Raw genomic sequence first — 17,025 nt, 5'->3', positions numbered from 1 at the left:
CATTAGGAGTAAAGATACCATGCGCAAGTTAGTCCCTTTGAAGTCCATCTACGCCTTTGTCGCGGTTGCCGAGACAGGCAGCATGACAGAAGCCGCTCAACTACTCTCAGTAAGCCATTCCGCTGTGAGTCAAGCCATCAAATCTCTCGAAAGCCAAGTGAATAAACCGCTGTTCGATCGAGTCGGTCGCCAAGTTCGTCTCAATAACGACGGCAAAAAATATTACCGCAAAGTCGCCCCTGCACTCGAGCAGATCGTTGATGCAACAGAAGCGCTCCTTCACGACCAAAATTCAAAACGGATTACCTTTAATATGGCCAATTCACTGGCCCTGCATTGGTGGATTCCTAGAATGTCGAGTTTACAAGACTTCGCTCCGCAACTTGATGTTCGCTTATCCAACCTTATTGGGCAGTTCAGTTTGGAACAAGAAGGTATTGATGCTGCTTTAGTGCACGGTAGCCCTCAAGAGTGGCAAGATTACTACTGCGAGAAGTTGAGCGACGATGAGTTAGTCCTGGTGTGCAGCCCAGAACTATTAGATCAACCAAATAGCCAAGACATCAAACAGCTGTTATCAACCTACCCAATTATTGAAGTCACCAATGACCGCCGCAAGCACGATTGGCAAATCTGGCAGGAACAAACTGGCATAGAAAGGCCAAAAGGAAAAAAACCGGTTACCTTTGACATGTCCATTCAAGCAGTACAAGCGACCATTCGCCGTCTGGGCTTGCTGGTCACACATCGATTGTTCGTAACAGATGACATCAAATACGGCCAGTTGGTCGAACTAGGACAGCCTATCGTTAATCCATCCCAACAATTCTACTTGATATGTCCACCGCATAAACTTAAGCATGAAGCCTTTCATTTGTTACGTTCTTGGCTACGACAAGAATTTAGCCAAACGAAAGTGTAACTTGTTGAGTATTAGCTAGGCATTAAGACATTTATTCGTTTTCTAGGTGAATAGAATAATGCCGGAATTGGTATAAAGTAAGAAGAGTACTTTCAAACCCAAGGACGGTTTTATGCGGTTGTATCATGTTTTTCTGAGTAGTGTTTTACTCATGGGACCACTGGCAGTTTGTGCAGAAACGGCGAATAACGGTGACGACTCTGATTTCACAACATTTATTATTGGCGGCCAACAAGCCTCTGCTAATCAACTCCCTTTCTTTGCTCGCCTAATATTGCACCGCACTGGCTCACGTCAGTTTGCCAACATCTGTGGTGGTACGATCGTCAATGACCGCTACATCATGACCGCTGCACACTGTGTAGAATCGGACGTATTTACTGATGGTTGGACAATCAATGATCTTCGAGTCTTAGTGAAGAACCCAACCATGAATGATGTGTTTGTGGAAGAGTTCAAAGACGTACGTTCGATTACGATTCATCCAGACTACAATCCCAATGACCTGTGGATTAACGATATCGCCATTTTGGAGCTCACTCGTCCAATCACTGATAACGTTCAATCTATCACTTTGCCGCAAGACTTTGGTGACTACAGTAACCAGTCGGTGTACCAGATTTTCGGGCTTGGGCAAACGTCAACCGACGACCAAACAGGACCGAATTACCTTCGCTGGGCAGAAATTCAGCCGCTCACCGATAGCCAATGTATTTCACTGGTGCCCGACTTCAACTCACAAGAAAGTTTGTGTGCGAATGGCTTTCCAGACCGCGATTACACAGGGATTTGTAGTGGCGATTCGGGCGGACCATTAACCTACCAGGATAACAACGGTAACTATCAGCAAATCGGTATTGTCAGTTATGGCTCTTCTAGATGTGAATCCCCAGCGATTCCAAGCGTATTTACCGAAGTGTTGAATTACACCCCGTGGATCGAAGCACAAACCAGCGCTGGAACAAAAACAACTTATGATGCCTCGCTTGCGGCAACCGAGGGTTATCATAGCGAAGGAGACTCCGGTTTTGACCCAGAAGATACCCTCAGTAACGACTTTGGCAGCAATGACAGCAGTGGGGGTTCTATCGGGTTCGGATGGCTCGCATTAGGCGGTTTACTCACGTGGTTAAGACGCCGAGAAGCCTTGTAGCACGTAGCTTTAACCTTAGTTACACTTTTTAGAATAAAAACTCTATTTATCGAGATTTTCCTATTCATTCCATGCCGATAATCCTGTTATTATCGGCTACCCAACCACTTTCAGATCAAACTCATGAATAATGCTGCATCGGATCGCCGTATTAAAGTTAAAGCGATGCTGTTTCTGACGCTTGGTGTCACCTTCTCTGTGTTTACCGGATTTGCCCTTTCGCAGATGTTTGTCATAGAAAAAGATGCATTCCAGCTTATCTCGGTGGTGAGTTCGGTTATGGTGGTGAGTTTTTTGCGCTATCAATGGCGAGCCTTGCCTGCAATTGTCTTGAGCTTGTTCGCCTACTATGCCTTTACCGGTCGAAGCCCTGAGCATGCCTTGTTGTATTCTCTCACCGTTCCGATCTTACCTTTTGCGTTTTCAAGCCTATTTCACTATCTAAACAATCGCTCGCTACATCAACCAGCCGCACAGCGGATCAGCCTGTTTTTTGTCATTATGGGCTGTTTATTTCCTTTCGCGAATACCATCAAAATCATGTTGGTGAATACCTTCGTTGATGGCCAGTTTTTAAGTCCTGATTTTCTGTTTTATGCCACGTTAGGCAATTACTTAACTCAACTGTTGGTAACACCTATTTTATACGTGCTGGTGAGCCTGTTGACGGATACCGATACCCAGTCTTACCTCGCTTTGGATAAACGTTTAAGAATCTCTAATAGCCGTTGTCGAGGCTATTTAGCGTGGCTCGCGAGTTGCATCGCGATTTTCATTGCTGCCGCGCTTTCTTCCACCTCTTTCATGCTCAATTCGCTCAGCTTCTTCGCCGTGTTGCTTGTCGTCGTTGGCTTGGCAAAACACGGCTTGATTCGGCCACTCTTTGTCGGCTCGCCATTTATCTTGTTGATAATCAATGACGGTATCAGCCACTACAACCAAGCATTAATTGGAGACAAACAGTTCTACGGCTTATTGATCATCATTACTGTGCTTACCACCTTGGCGTATTTACTGGGCGGCTACTCGGTAAAACTGTTTGAGATGACACAAAAGCAGATCCGCTCCGAGCGTATCGACCCATATTCTGGACTATCGAACATTGCTCAGCTGAAAGAAGACATCAGTCACCAATCTCGTTCTTTACTCATCTATCTTGACTTAACGCCCACATTATCGATGTTGACTGATTTGGGCCATGAGGGAAAATCTCAGCTTATCATGCAACTCAGTGAGTTTTTGTACTCACGGAACAACAGCATAAATCGTTGTTATCGGCCACCTTTCTCAACGGGTCTACTGAGCTTTACCCATTACTCAGATACCGCAGAAGAGGACCTTAACGAGGTCGCGGACTACTTAGAAAGCTTCCAATTTTATTGGCGAGGTACATCGGTTGCACTAGTCTCCCCAACCATTTTCTGCACGCTCGTCAGCCAAGATCAGGACATTGAGAAAGTGGTGTCGATTCTGTGCGATCAACCGCCTCAAAGTGATAGCAGCATCCATTGGATTAACATCCAATCTTTCGAAATGGATCGCGTGGACAAACTGAACCACATTCAACAAGTGTTTAAGCGCGAACAATTTGAGTTGTTCTGCCAACCATACATGAAGCTTTCTGAATCGGAACCGTCAAAACACAGCTTTGAAGTACTCCTTCGTCTTAAAGAGCAGGATGGAAAAGTACTGCCACCTTCGGCATTTTTCCCATTGATTAATCAATTTGGTTTAGAGATCAAGCTCGATCACTGGGTCATTCTCAATACCTTCCGAATGCTGAGTGACAAGGTGAAGAATTGGAATAACATTGGCCACTGCGCCATCAACTTGACCGCCAAAACACTCAGTGCCGAGAACCTTGCAGTGCGCATCATTGAAAGTGCACAAAGCTTTTCGATTCCGCTGAACAAGATTTGCTTTGAGATCACCGAATCATCCGCACTCATCAATGAGCAACAAGCCATTGCAAACTTGAGCCACTTACGAGATCACGGCTGTAAGATTGCGATAGACGACTTTGGAACAGGCTACGCTAGCTTCGCGTACTTGCGCAGATTGCCATTGGATATTCTTAAAATTGAAGGGGCGTTTGTTCGTGAGATCACGCAGAGTGAGACGGACCGTTTGATCGTCAGCTCCATTGTTACGGTCGCAAAAGACATGCATTTAGAGACGGTGGCAGAATTTGTCGAGAGCACTGCACACATAGCAATATTAAGAAACTTGGGCATCGACTTTGCGCAAGGTTATGGCGTCGCGAAACCTATGCCTTTGAGCAAATGTTTAGACGAGCTATTTGAAGTAAAGCCAGCACCTCAATCAGAGCTAAGCGCACTACAAGACTTTGCGCTTTAATCGAGAGTTGATGATATCTTCAATCAGCTTTTGTTCTTTCTTGGCTTTTTCGTAGTTTTGTTTAGCACGCCAACGTTCCAGCACCTTCTCCAAGCCTTGAACTCGAGCATGTTTGTACTCAAGGTGTTTTTGCACCGACGCGCATTCCGCCTGCATCACCGCTTGTTCGTGTTCGTGGTGACGCAGCATCTTTTGAAGCATTTGGTCTACGCGGTTGAGGTTCATCAAAGCCGCGCTATTGAGCACAGGAGTCGTTAATGCGGATTGTCCGGCATGGTTTTTCAAGGCAGAAAGCTGCGCTAACTGCATCGTAAGATGAGAGTGACGCTGACGCATAACATCAAGCTGCTGTCCCACTCTGTCACGCTGCTTTTCTTCCATCAGTTGCAGCTTGCCTACTGCCTTAAGTTTCGATTCCATCTAATTCCTTAATCCGCTTATCAAACTGCTACTGCTGTTCACTTTGAAACATCTGCGCTAACGCAGTCAAACTGGTTGGATAGTCCACCGCTTCATTGGCTGACTGTTGTAAATAAGCACGTAAATGCGGATACATAGAAACCGACTGATCCAACTCTGGATCTTGTCCGGGTTGGTATCCTCCCAGTGGTAATAACTCTTTCACTTGCAAGTAGTTGGAGTAAAGCTGACGGAAGTTATTCGCAATAGTACTGTGCGCCTCATGAGTGCAAGCATTCATGCAGCGACTGATAGACGCATTGATATCAATCGCAGGATAGTGGCCTTGCTCAGCCAATTGACGAGACAGCACTACATGCCCATCAAGGATCGCTCGAGCCGAATCCACAACAGGATCTTGTTGGTCGTCCCCTTCAGCAAGAACGGTATAAATCGCAGTCAAACTTCCGTTAGGGTTTTCGCTGTTCCCTGCTCGTTCGAGGAGCTGAGGTAACACGCTGAATACCGAAGGTGGATAACCACGTGAGGCAGGTGGTTCACCCAAAGAAAGGGCAATTTCACGTTGTGCCATGGCGTAACGTGTCAATGAATCCATCAGCAGTAACACGTCTTTGCCTTGGTCGCGAAAATACTCCGCCACACGATGGCAAAGTAGTGTCGCACGCAGTCGCATTAGCGGAGATTCGTCGGCTGGCGCGGCAACGATAATGGCTTTTTTACGCGCTTCTGGAGTGAGGTTTCGTTCAACAAACTCACGCACCTCTCGGCCACGTTCGCCAATTAAGCCCACCACAATCACATCGGCCTCGGTGTTTTGAGTAATCATACCCATCAAGACACTTTTACCGACACCACTGCCTGCCATTAAACCGATACGCTGACCTTTGCCTACGGTGAGCAAACCATTGATGGCGCGAACCCCAACATCTAAAGGCGTATCAACAGGACGACGCTTAAGCGGGTTGATCGGTTTAGGTTCAAGTGAAACACGATCTCCCCCCTTTAGCGGCGCACCATCATCAAAAGGTTCGCCAAGCCCATTCACTACACGTCCTAGCCATTGTGAACTGAGCTGGACCGTACTGTCGCCGTCAAGGGGGATCACCTTGGCGCCAGCGAACAAGCCACCTAAGCGGCGAATTGGCATTAAGTAAGCCACGGTATGATCAAAGCCAACCACTTGTGCCTCGATCATGTCGCCCTCAGCGGTTTCAACCAGACAGCGTTGTTCAAGTTTGAACCGGCACCCCACGGCTTGCAGCATTAAGCCGTTCACTTTGATCAAACGTCCCGTCACTCGCGCGACAGGAATCGAATCGAGTGACGCTAATGCATCACTCAATCGTTCGTTTAACAGCTCGTGGCTCAACGTGTTACTCATGCTCAGTGTCTACCTGTGGCATCGAGACTTCATCAAGTAAGTGTTGCTTCACGTTATCCATACAGGCCTGCAGGCGTGAATCGCAGCTCGCATCCGCCTCTGCATCCTCTGTCACAAGTTGGCATCCACCAACAGGTAGCTCTGCATTAGCGACCAGTTTCCAAGCCGTCGGTAAATCCGCGTTAATTTGTGTAATGCGCTCCAAATCCTGCGGGTTGAGATGAACAATCACGCTCTCTGCTTTGCCCGGCATGGCTGACAAGGTTTCATCGACCAGAGCCAGAATCTGTTGCGGCATCAAGGTGAGCTCCGCACGAATCACTTGCTGTGCGACTTTCTGCACCAATTCGCAGATCATATGACGCTGTTGTTGCTCTTTTTCATTCTGCCAACGAGATAAGGCATGGAACAGCTCATTGACTGGTTTAGCCGCTTCCACAAAGCCCTGTTTTCCGGACTGCTCTCCAGAGATAAACCCCTTCTGGAAACCTTCTTTCTGCCCTTCTAGCAATCCTTGTTGTTTGCCTTGCTCAATCCCTTGGCGAAGCCCTTCATCATGACCTTGTTGTAGACCTTGCTGGAAGCCAGCCTCAAGCTGCTGTTGAACATCCGCTTGCGTATCTTGCCAACCTTGCTCGTCTAGGGCGAAGTCATCTTCAATGTTCACTGGCTGAGCCAAAGGCGGAAAACGATGTAAACGGTAGCCGCTTGGTGGTAAACGCATGGCATTTGATCTTCTTTCGCTCATCGCCTTACTCCACCGTTGGTTCTTCGTAGAGAACCAGTTGGATTTCGCCCGCTTCATCAAGCTCTCGTACCAACTGCATAATATCTTGGCGAGCGCGCTGCACTCGGCTCAGTACCACAGCACCACGCAGCTCCATGTCATCTTCCAACGCTTTGACCATACGTTGTGGCATAGAGCGTTTGATGGCTTGCTGTAAGGTAATCTCTGCACCTTTCAATGCCACAGCCCACAGCTCTAGTGGAATTTGCTGAACCAACGCGTCCATGGTTTCCTCGCGCTGACGACCGAGCACCATAAAGTCGAACATGTTCTCTTCGATTTCGTTGACCACGTTCTCGTCATGCAATTTGAGCATTTCCATCAGGGATGCGCGGTCACCTTCAAATCGGTTAATGATATCCGCCGCTTGTTTTACGCCCGATAGCGGTGTGCTTTGGCTTGCAGACACTTTATCGATACAGCGCTCCACCAACTCATGCAGATCGTTCGCAACTTGATGATCAATATCTTGCAATTGAGCGATGCGGAACAAGATTTCATCATGATAATCCTGAGGCAAGTGCTTCAAGACCGCAGAAGAGCTGTCCGCAGGCAAGTACGCCAAGAAGATCGCTTGCATCTGAGGGTGTTCATTGACGATGAAACGAGCCAGAGTTTCTGCTTCTACCCACTGCAAACGCTGCATGTTATTGCGAATTTCATCGCCATACAGGTTGTTGAGTAAGCCCTTAGCCAGATCATTACCCAAGGCTTTACGTAAAGTATTCGACAAGTACTCTTTTGATGCGCCGCGAATACCACTGTGTTCACGGAAATCTTCAAAGAAATGTTGAATCACATTGCGGGCAGAATCACTTTTGATGCCATTCAACTTCGCCATTGCACGTGTCACTCGCTGGGTTTCATCACGGCTAAAATGCTGCAACACTTTAGCGGCTGCATCTTCACCCATGCCCAACAGCACAAGCGCGGTTTGTTCTACATAACTAAGCGTCTGCTTTGACGTCGACTGTGCTGTGTTCATTGATGTTTACCCATTGTTTCAGAATTTCGGCTACACGCTCTGGCTCTTCGTTGGCAATAAGCTGTAGGTGTTTCAATTGAATCTCTAGTGTAGAACCCGCTGGCGGCAGCATGTCGCTGTTCACATCCAAGCCGGACGATACGGCAATACCTTTCTCCGACAGTTTGCGGTTGAGCGCTTCTTCACGCTCACGCTCTTCACGAGTCTGGAGGTTATCGTATTGCGGTTCTTCTTGTGGCTCAGCAAATTCAAGTTCTTGAGCAGGCTTATCCGCTCCCGTTAAATGCATGATCAACGGGCGAAGCACAAAGAAGATCATCGCTAGACCTAACACACCGCCAATCACGTAACGCAATGGTTGCTGTACCGTTGGGTCTTGCCACCAAGGCAATGCTGGCGGCGCGTCGATCTCAATTGGGGTGAAGTTAAAGCTCATCAAACTCAAGCTGTCGCCACGCGCATTCGAGATACCCACAGCGTCCATGATCATGGTTGAGATTTGCGATTTATCCGCTTCACTCCACGCGACACCATCTGGTGCGGCTTGCGAGTTAAGCAAAACTGACACGCTGAGCTTTTCAACTTGACCTTGTTGGTACTGAGTTCGGCGCACACTGCTGCCTACCGCATATTGGCGATTCACTTCTGAACGTGCATTGGTGTTCTGGCTATCGTTGGTTGGCGTTTCACCAGTTACGGGAGGCTGATTGCTTAACGAGCCTGGAATGCCTAACGCGATTTGGTCAACGGAGTTGTTTTGAATAGTGTGTTCATTACGAACGACTGGGGCGTTGTCGAGGATCTCTTGTGTCTCTTCGACTTGGCTAAAGTTCATATCCGCCGCAACTTGTACGCGGAAGTTACTTGGCCCTACAATTGGCGTCAGCATGTCAGCCGCGCGCTGGATGATTTGCTTCTCAACGCTCTTTTGGTATTCAAGGTATTTCGCGTTCACTTTGCCCGCTTCAGCAGAAGCCACATCCGCACTCAATAGTCGACCGTATTGGTCAATGACCGAGACAAATTCAGGCTTCATTGCTGTCACGCTACCCACCACCAGGTTGATGATAGCTTCGACCTGCTCAGGCTTTAGATCTTCGCCCGGCTTAAGCTCTAACATCACAGAAGCCGATGGATTTTCCGAGTTTTGGCGCACAAACAAGGTTTGACGAGGAATCGCAAGATGGACACGTGCATTCGCCACTGGATTTAGCGACATGATAGTGCGCACTAACTCACCTTCTAAACCGTGACGATAACGTGCCGTTTCCATAAACTGGCTGGTACCTAGCGAGCTGTCTTCTTTTAATGAGTCCAGACCCGTTGGCAATTTCGCTTTCACCCCTTTCGAAGCAAGCAGCATGCGGATGCGGGCAACTTCACCTTCTGGAACCAATACTTGGCCGTTTTGCTCCTGCATGCGGTAGCTAATACCTTCGCTTTCTAATACCGACACAATTTCGCCGATATCAAAACGCTCTTGTTGGCTGTATAACGGACGGAAGCTTTGCGAAGAGCTCCAAAGCGCCACCACGATGATGGCCGCAACAATGGCCGCTAACACCGCGGATAATACGAGGTTACGCTGGCTGCTCGACCACAGTTGCTTGATTTTATTGGTTACGTCATCCATCCCTCGATTTGAGGAAGGAGTCTGAGTTGTACCGGCATGCATTGCAGAATTACCGGCCACTTGAGTGGAAAGTTCTGACATGGGTTACACCGGCATCTTCATGATATCTTCAAAGGACATGACCACTTTGTTGCGCACTTGCATCAAAGCATTGAATGAAAGGCTCGCTTTTTGGCTGGCGATCATCGCGCCCACCAAATCATCGCTTGCGCCCGTTTCGACGGCGGTCATTTTTTGACTCGCTACCGATTGATGCTGATTGACCGTATCCAGCACATTGGTCATCGCTTGTGAGAAAGACAATGGGGCGTTCAAAGATTGTTGATCTAACGGGTTTGCACTCACAACAAATTCTGGCGGCTGAACTTGCGTTCGCATTGCCTCCATTTTAGACAGCATTAATTGCTCTGCTGAGACTGCATTAGTTGGTTGACTTGCCATCTACTTTTCTCCTTTTAGGCAGCCGAGCCAAGCGCCGACTGTAAATCAATACCGTGTTCGCGCATGGCGGCGAGCTTGTAACGTAACGCTCGAGTAGACACTCCCAAAGCGTTGGCCGTTTTGGTTCGGTTTCCACCAAACTGACGTAATTTGTCGAGAATAAACTGGAACTCAGCTTGCTTCTTCGCCTCAACGTGGCCAAAGCTTGAAGCCGGTTCAGCGGAAGGCACAGGCGTCAGCAATTCGATTGGCAGCATCAGATCATGCGCGGTGATGTAATCCCCATGACGCATGACAAGTGCACGTTGAATCACGTTTTCGAGTTCGCGAATATTGCCCGGCCAGTGATATTGGCTCAGGGCAGAAATGGCATCTTGAGACAGATGGCAGCGGCTGCCGTCTTGGTATTTTCCAATAAAGAACTGGCTGATCGGCAAAATGTCTTCTTTGCGCTCTCGCAGAGGTGGCCAATGCAATGGCAGCACATCTAGGCGGTAGTAAAGATCTTCACGAAATGTGCCTTTTTGCACTTCTTCGCGCAGGTCTTTGTTGGTTGCAGCGATCACTCGGATATCCAACTGAATCGCTTTATGACTGCCAACACGTTCCACTTCTCGCTCTTGAAGCACACGTAATAACTTCGCCTGCACCGCTGGTGACATCTCACCAATTTCATCCAGTAGAATCGTGCCACCATTGGCCTCTTCAAACTTACCGCTTTGCGAATTGGTGGCACCAGTAAATGCCCCTTTCACGTGGCCAAACAGTACTGCTTCCAACATAGATTCTGGAATCGCAGCACAGTTCACTGCGACAAACGGACCGTCATCACGAGGAGATTGCTCATGAACGTAACGTGCCAGCACTTCCTTACCCGTACCCGATTCACCAGTAATAAGCACGCTGGCATTGGTGCAGGCAGCGCGATGTGCGAGTTGAAGCACTTGTTTACTGCGCCATGATTCAGCCACAATGTTCGCCAGTGGTTTGCCCAAAGCCTCCACTCGCTTGAGTAAGTTCAGCAATTGATTCGTTTCAAAGGGACGAAGTAAGTAATCCGTCGCCCCAGACTTCATTGTTTCCGCCGCCAAAATGCCCTGCTCTTGATCAACAATCGCAATCACCACACCAGCACTACGCTGCTTTTGATGACACGCGACAAACTCACGTACACACATGTCCGGTAAGTTTGAGCTGACCAACGTAATGCAAGCTCGCTCTTCCAATAGCGCGCTGCGACCAGTACGACTGTGTCTTGCGGAATAACCAGCATTCCCAAGTACATCCAGCACTGGTTGAGCGAGGTGTTCATTTGGCTCAACCAACAAAATATCCATTTTCGTCATCATTGAACCTTTACCTTCTCTTGTTGGGGTTGTTGTTTTACTTCTGGGTTGCTTTTGCCTGACGTGTGTCTGGCCAAGTCATTTTTAGTAATCACACGCTCGTTATCTCGAACCAAGCGCAGTGTCACTCGACGGTTTTTGGCTTGCCCTGCTTGGGTGTTATTACTGGCAATTGGGTATCGCGAGCCATGAGCACGAACTTCAATCAACGAACGGTCAACACCTTGTTGAACCAAAGCCTCTGCGACTTGCTCAGCTCGCTGGCGAGATACATTTAAATTCGCCAATTGAGAGCCAACATTATCGGTATGGCCATCGACAAGAATTTTGGTGACGCGATCATCGACAGAAATGTAACTGTAGAGTGCTGCCAAGGTACTTTGTTGGCTGCGGCTTAATGTTTTTTGACCAAACTGAAATGGTAAATTCACATCACGAGCCTGGGAGTAAGATAACTTTGGCAGTTGATCTCGACATTGATTGAATGAGGTCAATGCATTTTGTATTTGAATGGTTGGCAGAGTGATACTGCTGAGAGCGGAACCTTCACTCCCACTAAGTGACAGTGTAACCCAACTTCCGGAAGAAATGGATGCAAGTAGAGACTCTATACCATGCGAGAAAGCGAACTGGTTAGTTGCCGAGGTAAACGCAAGCGAAGCCTCTTCTTTTCTTAAAAGCTCTCCTTCCCACGGTGCACTCTCACTAAGCAATACAGCGCCGTTCCATTTATTGTTGTTATTATGAACGTTGGCAATAAAAGAAACTCGGTTATTTGGTTCCGCGCGGAAATAAAACTTCCCCTCAGGAATATTTGAGTGCATTAAGTTGCATTCAAATTTATTTCCTTTATATAGCCAAGTAGAAAGATCCATTGGAACGGTGATTTCCTCACCTGCCGATGCAAAACTAGGTGAAGTTAAACCAGCTAACAGGAATACTTTAGAAAATATTATCAAACGGCTTCTTTGTAGGTATTTATCACAATTCCCTGACATAGAAGGTTTAATTAAATATGCCATTGGATTATAAAATTTGGCATAGGTAATCATATAAATTCCCTATTCTGAAATATTAAAAGTGGTCATAACTCCGTCACAAAGCTCAAGCAAGCATTCATAAATAGACTTTTTTAGACCAACAAAACAATGAGTTACAAGGCTCAAATTGCAAAGACTGCTGTTCTCTCCATCAGCATTAACTGATCGAATTAACAACAACTTAGCTAATAATTGTTATATTTTTTATTAACTCTTTTATAAGTCAAAGCTAACTCTTTTTAATTTTCATTAAAAGTACCTATAGTTAGATTCAAATCAACATGTGAACTAAAGTCACAATCTTTAAAGTTGAAACTAAAGGTTCTTAAAAAAGTCTGTGTAGACTGTCCGCTATTAAGTTAAAACAGTTTAGTTTGTTAACGCACGGTAAAATATAAATGGAAAGCAGAGTTAATGAGCCTATTTCCGACATCAAATTGCTTGATGTAGAGTTGCTAGGCAAACCTATTCATATCATTCGTGAGAAGCTCGAAAGTTTGATCTCAGAGTCTTGTTCGGGCCTAACCAATGAATTACAAAATTGGCTCAGCACCAACAAAATTGAAGCGAATTTAGTTGCCGTAGAACTACACAGATTCTCACCAACTTTATTGGATAAAGACCAAACCTCAACCTATCAACACCAAGATGGTGGCATGGTGTATATCCACGGAGACGCGCAAGCATTAATCAAACTGGCCGATCGCTTTTACGGCGCCGCAACCGAGCGTACTTCCACTTCTTTGACGGCGAGTGACTTACGCCTTCAAGAGCGCATTAGCCGAATCATCATCAACTGGCTCGCACCGCAAGAAATGTGGCAACACTGCGAGTACGAGACACCACGAGGTATCGGACTGCATGCTGAGCTTTCTATCGCGTTTGAAGATTTCCAAGGTGCTATTCACCTCAAGCTCGATAGCACCATGATTCAAACTTTGATCGAGCAGCTAGCCCTCCATAACGATACGGACTTGTATCAGCCGTTTTGTCGCTCTCTGGAATCAACACCGGTGCGTCTCAATGTCGTATTGAGCAAGAAAACCATGGCACTGAGTGATGTGGTCGGATTGCAACCGGACGATATATTGCCCATCGAGCTTCTCAACACCGTGCCAGTAAGCATTGGTAACCAAACTCTTTTCTCTGGCCGTGTTGCGGAACAAGACGGCCAGCTTGTACTGATTTTTAACCCAGATAAGGAATCGCAGCGATGAGCGACGCGCAAGACAACCAAGCATTCGACGCCGATGATTTAAACTTTGACGATTTTCAATTGGAAGATTTTGAAACTGAACAGGCATTCGCTCCCGAGCCTGTTGCAGAGCGCGACCTAAGTTTCTTCAAAAGCATCCCAGTAACAGTCACGCTAGAAGTCGCAAGCAAAGAGATTCCTTTGGGCGACCTGATGAAAGCCGGTGAAGGCACAGTGATTGAACTGGACAAGCTCAATGGCGAACCACTTGATGTGAAAGTAAACGGCTCTCTGATGGGGCAGGCAGAAGTTGTGGTTATTAACGACAAATATGGCCTACGCCTTATCGATGTGCATGACTCTGCGCTTAGCGGCGTAGGTCGATAAATTCAGGTGGGTTGTGCGATGAATCTTCTGAGTGACAGTCAGCGTCGGTTGCCGTTAATGGCGATTGCATTACTGTGTTTACTGCTGTTTGCACTGCCAACCATGGCTGCCGACAATGGCTTAACCATCTTGTCCGTTTCCGACGGGGACACACAGCAAGAGTACAGCGTTAAGCTACAAATCCTGTTGCTCATGACAGCTCTCAGTTTCTTGCCAGCCTTCATCTTGATGGCCACCAGCTTTACACGCATTATCGTGGTGTTGGCGATTCTGCGTCAGGCATTAGGTCTACAGCAAAGCCCGCCAAACCGTGTTTTGGTCGGCATTGCCCTAGCATTGACGTTACTTATTATGCGCCCTGTCTGGACCGATATTCACGACAATGCTTTTAAGCCTTATGACAACGGCGAGATCACCTTGATGCAGGCGTTTTCGGTGGCCGAAAAGCCAGTGCGAAACTTTATGTTGGCACAAACCCACCAAAGCTCGCTGGAGCAAATGTTGCGTATTGCCAACGAGCCCATCGACCAAAACGTGGAAGACATTTCGTTTGCTGTCGTTTTGCCCGCTTTTGTCATCAGTGAGCTGAAAACCGCGTTTCAAATCGGCTTCATGTTGTTTATACCGTTCCTAATCATCGACCTTGTCGTCGCCAGCGTGTTGATGGCAATGGGTATGATGATGCTGTCCCCCCTGATCATTTCGTTGCCATTCAAGCTCGTCGTGTTTGTGCTGGTCGACGGCTGGGCAATGACGGTCGGCACACTATCCGCCAGCTTTGGATAGTGGGAGCGCATCATGACACCGGAACTCACCGTTACCCTATTTTCTGACGCCGTCTGGCTGATCATCTTGATGGTGGCCGTTTTGGTCGTACCGGGTTTGATTGTTGGTCTGTGCATTGCGGTATTTCAGGCTGCCACGCAAATCAACGAGCAAACCCTGAGCTTCCTGCCACGTTTGTTGGTCACGCTGCTAATGGTGATTTTCGCAGGCCACTGGATGCTGCGAAAAATCATGGAGCTGTTTGATTTCTTGTTCCACAACATTCCGGGGATGATCGGCTAATGGCGATCACGTTTGCGGAACTGTCCGTGATTCTAGGCCAGCTGTGGTGGCCATTTTTTCGCGTCGGTGCCGTATTCATTTCCATGCCGTTTTTTGGTGACGCACTGATTCCAGTCTGGGTTCGCAGTTTACTTGCGCTCTCGATTGTGGTGATCACCGCACCACTGATGCCACCGATGCCAGAAGTCGAACTGTTCTCGATGACCTCGCTTTTCTTAGCCTTTGAACAGGCGATTTGGGGACTGATGTTCGGCTTAATCCTGCACATGTTGTTCAATGTATTCACCATGCTCGGCCAGACTATCTCGTTACAAATGGGCTTGGGTATGGCGATGATGAACGATCCGGTTAATGGCTTGTCTGTGGCGATTCTAGGCCGCATGTTCCTCATCTTTTCGACTTTGCTTTTCCTTGCTCTTGAAGGGCATTTACTGGTTATTGATATCGTCATTCAAAGCTTTGTCATTTGGCCTGTAGGCTCGGGTATCACCGCCCTGTCTTTGCAAGGTGTCGTGAATATCTTTGGGTGGATGTTTGCTTCTGCACTTGCCTTAGCGTTACCAGCGATCGTTTCCATGCTGCTCGCCAACATCAGCTTTGGTGTGATGAACCGAGCCGCCCCCTCTCTAAACGTATATGCATTAGGCTTCCCGATGACCATGCTGTTAGGTTTGTTCAGCGTGTTGATCTCTGTTTCTGGGGTGCCTAGTCGCTATACCGCGTTAGTCCACGACACCATTCGTTTCTTGAATAACTTTATGTTGGGGGGCGCATGAGCGAACAGTCGTCTCAAGACAAAACCGAGAAAGCCTCCCCCCAGAAGGTCAAAAAAGCCCGTCAGGAAGGACAAATTCCGCGCGCAAAAGAGTTCACTACCGCAGTTATCTTCTTAGCCGTTGCGATGTTTTTTTATTCCCAGCTCAACAGTATTTGGGAAAGCATGTCTGGTGTATTCCGTTACAACATGACCCTAACCAAAGCTGACTTAGAAAACCCAAAACAATTGGTGGAGCATCTTGGTCAGAGCTTGGCGGTGATCATTGAGATGCTCTTGCCTCTCTTCACCGTTATCATCATTGTCACCTTTGGCAGCAGCATGGTGTTAGGAGGCTGGATGTTCCGTCCGGCGAACGTGTTACCGAAACTGAGTAAGCTCAATCCTATTTCGGGTATCAAACGTATTTTCTCCACTCGCTCAGTGGTGGAGCTGGTTAAATCCACCGTCAAGGTGTTAGTCATCTTCGGCATTCTTTATGGCTACCTAGACAACCACCTTCAGCCACTGCTTGGCATGCAAAACTTACCACTTAGCCAAGGCTTCTCACTGATCATGTCGATTTTGTTTGAAGGTCTGCTGCTGATGGGATTCGCTCTGTTACTGTTTGGGGTGCTTGATATTCCTTACCAGCGCTGGGAGCACCTCAAAGAGCTGCGCATGACCAAACAGGAGCTGAAAGAAGAGTTCAAGAACAACGAAGGTCGACCAGAAGTTAAGCAACGCATTCGCCAAATCCAGCAGCAATTTGCTCGCCGTAAAATCGACAAGATGGTGCCCACCGCAGATGTGGTGATCACCAACCCGACTCACTACGCCGTGGCATTGAAATACGAACCTTCGTTATCTGATGCACCATTTGTGGTGGCAAAAGGCGTCGATGAAACCGCCATGCACATTCAACGCATCGCCCGCGAGAATAAAGTCGAGATCATCAACTCGCCGCCGCTGACTCGTTCGATTTATCACACCACGGCCATTGAGCAAGCCATACCAAGCCAACTCTATATCGCGGTGGCTCATATTTTAACTTACGTTTTGCAGTTGAAAGCCTTTCGTAAAGGGGGCGGAAAGGAACCGACGCCTTTGCCTCATTTTTCAATTCCAAAGCATTTGCAACACTGATTAACCCGC

Annotated in this window: 17 protein-coding genes; 9 read left to right on the top strand and 8 right to left on the bottom strand. The window is 47.6% G+C overall.

Annotated elements, in window-relative coordinates; translation table 11 throughout:
- Nucleotides 1-19: 19 nt before the first annotated feature.
- The 3 genes from GXP65_RS05455 to GXP65_RS05445 all read left to right on the top strand — a co-directional run bounded on the left by GXP65_RS05455 (nt 20) and on the right by GXP65_RS05445 (nt 4,433).
- Complete coding sequence (locus tag GXP65_RS05455) at nt 20-922, top strand: LysR substrate-binding domain-containing protein (protein WP_045376133.1); 903 nt, start codon at nt 20-22, stop codon at nt 920-922.
- A gap of 151 nt (nt 923-1,073) precedes the next feature.
- Nucleotides 1,074-2,075, top strand: a complete 1,002-nt coding sequence (locus GXP65_RS05450) for a trypsin-like serine protease (RefSeq protein WP_162092245.1) — start codon at nt 1,074-1,076, stop codon at nt 2,073-2,075.
- 123 nt (nt 2,076-2,198) lie between these two features.
- Nucleotides 2,199-4,433, top strand: coding sequence for an EAL domain-containing protein (locus GXP65_RS05445; protein WP_162092244.1), 2,235 nt, complete (start codon nt 2,199-2,201; stop codon nt 4,431-4,433).
- Here the strand turns inward: GXP65_RS05445 and fliJ are convergent.
- The 8 genes from fliJ to GXP65_RS05405 are packed head-to-tail and all read right to left on the bottom strand — an operon-like array spanning nt 4,413 to nt 12,478.
- Nucleotides 4,413-4,853, bottom strand: a complete 441-nt coding sequence (gene fliJ, locus GXP65_RS05440; protein ID WP_005532228.1) for a flagellar export protein FliJ — start codon at nt 4,851-4,853, stop codon at nt 4,413-4,415. The genes GXP65_RS05445 and fliJ overlap by 21 nt on opposite strands.
- A 28-nt stretch (nt 4,854-4,881) precedes the next feature.
- Nucleotides 4,882-6,234, bottom strand: coding sequence for a flagellar protein export ATPase FliI (gene fliI / locus GXP65_RS05435; RefSeq protein WP_005532229.1), 1,353 nt, complete (start codon nt 6,232-6,234; stop codon nt 4,882-4,884).
- Nucleotides 6,227-6,982 carry a flagellar assembly protein FliH gene (gene fliH / locus GXP65_RS05430; RefSeq protein WP_162092243.1) on the bottom strand — a complete coding sequence of 252 codons (756 nt, stop codon included), beginning with the start codon at nt 6,980-6,982 and terminating at the stop codon, nt 6,227-6,229. Before fliH ends, fliI begins: the two co-directional genes overlap by 8 nt.
- Nucleotides 6,983-6,986: 4 nt before the next feature.
- Nucleotides 6,987-8,006 (bottom strand): flagellar motor switch protein FliG, encoded by a 1,020-nt coding sequence (locus GXP65_RS05425; RefSeq protein WP_005432330.1) that lies wholly within the window; start codon nt 8,004-8,006, stop codon nt 6,987-6,989.
- Nucleotides 7,969-9,720: a flagellar basal-body MS-ring/collar protein FliF gene (gene fliF, locus GXP65_RS05420; RefSeq protein WP_162092242.1), complete on the bottom strand. Its 1,752-nt coding sequence runs from the start codon at nt 9,718-9,720 to the stop codon at nt 7,969-7,971. The genes GXP65_RS05425 and fliF overlap by 38 nt, the downstream gene beginning before the upstream one ends.
- Nucleotides 9,721-9,723: 3 nt before the next feature.
- Entirely contained in the window at nt 9,724-10,080 is a 357-nt protein-coding gene (fliE, locus tag GXP65_RS05415) for a flagellar hook-basal body complex protein FliE (protein WP_005532233.1), read from the bottom strand.
- A 14-nt stretch (nt 10,081-10,094) separates the two neighbouring features.
- Nucleotides 10,095-11,426, bottom strand: a complete 1,332-nt coding sequence (locus GXP65_RS05410; protein WP_029388657.1) for a sigma-54 dependent transcriptional regulator — start codon at nt 11,424-11,426, stop codon at nt 10,095-10,097.
- Complete coding sequence (locus GXP65_RS05405) at nt 11,426-12,478, bottom strand: OmpA family protein (RefSeq protein WP_162092241.1); 1,053 nt, start codon at nt 12,476-12,478, stop codon at nt 11,426-11,428. The genes GXP65_RS05410 and GXP65_RS05405 overlap by 1 nt, the downstream gene beginning before the upstream one ends.
- Nucleotides 12,479-12,864: 386 nt before the next feature.
- On the opposite strand from GXP65_RS05405, the gene GXP65_RS05400 reads away from it, so the two are divergent.
- The 6 genes from GXP65_RS05400 to flhB are packed head-to-tail and all read left to right on the top strand — an operon-like array spanning nt 12,865 to nt 17,016.
- Nucleotides 12,865-13,683, top strand: coding sequence for a flagellar motor switch protein FliM (locus GXP65_RS05400; RefSeq protein WP_162092240.1), 819 nt, complete (start codon nt 12,865-12,867; stop codon nt 13,681-13,683).
- Nucleotides 13,680-14,048 carry a flagellar motor switch protein FliN gene (gene fliN, locus GXP65_RS05395; protein ID WP_005432338.1) on the top strand — a complete coding sequence of 123 codons (369 nt, stop codon included), beginning with the start codon at nt 13,680-13,682 and terminating at the stop codon, nt 14,046-14,048. The genes GXP65_RS05400 and fliN overlap by 4 nt, the downstream gene beginning before the upstream one ends.
- 18 nt (nt 14,049-14,066) lie before the next feature.
- Complete coding sequence (gene fliP / locus GXP65_RS05390) at nt 14,067-14,834, top strand: flagellar type III secretion system pore protein FliP (protein WP_162092239.1); 768 nt, start codon at nt 14,067-14,069, stop codon at nt 14,832-14,834.
- 12 nt (nt 14,835-14,846) lie between these two features.
- Nucleotides 14,847-15,116 carry a flagellar biosynthesis protein FliQ gene (gene fliQ / locus GXP65_RS05385; protein WP_005375036.1) on the top strand — a complete coding sequence of 90 codons (270 nt, stop codon included), beginning with the start codon at nt 14,847-14,849 and terminating at the stop codon, nt 15,114-15,116.
- The gene (fliR, locus tag GXP65_RS05380; RefSeq protein WP_005532242.1) at nt 15,116-15,892 is read left to right on the top strand and encodes a flagellar biosynthetic protein FliR; all 777 of its coding nucleotides are present in this window, start codon (nt 15,116-15,118) and stop codon (nt 15,890-15,892) included. The genes fliQ and fliR overlap by 1 nt, the downstream gene beginning before the upstream one ends.
- Nucleotides 15,889-17,016, top strand: coding sequence for a flagellar biosynthesis protein FlhB (gene flhB / locus GXP65_RS05375; RefSeq protein WP_162092238.1), 1,128 nt, complete (start codon nt 15,889-15,891; stop codon nt 17,014-17,016). Before fliR ends, flhB begins: the two co-directional genes overlap by 4 nt.
- The last annotated feature ends 9 nt before the right edge of the window (nt 17,017-17,025 follow it).

This window comes from Vibrio sp. LB10LO1 (assembly GCF_010092875.1).
In the GTDB taxonomy this organism is placed as follows: domain Bacteria; phylum Pseudomonadota; class Gammaproteobacteria; order Enterobacterales; family Vibrionaceae; genus Vibrio; species Vibrio campbellii.
Note: the sequence above shows the minus strand (reverse complement) of the source record. Positions and strands in the feature narration are given on the sequence as shown.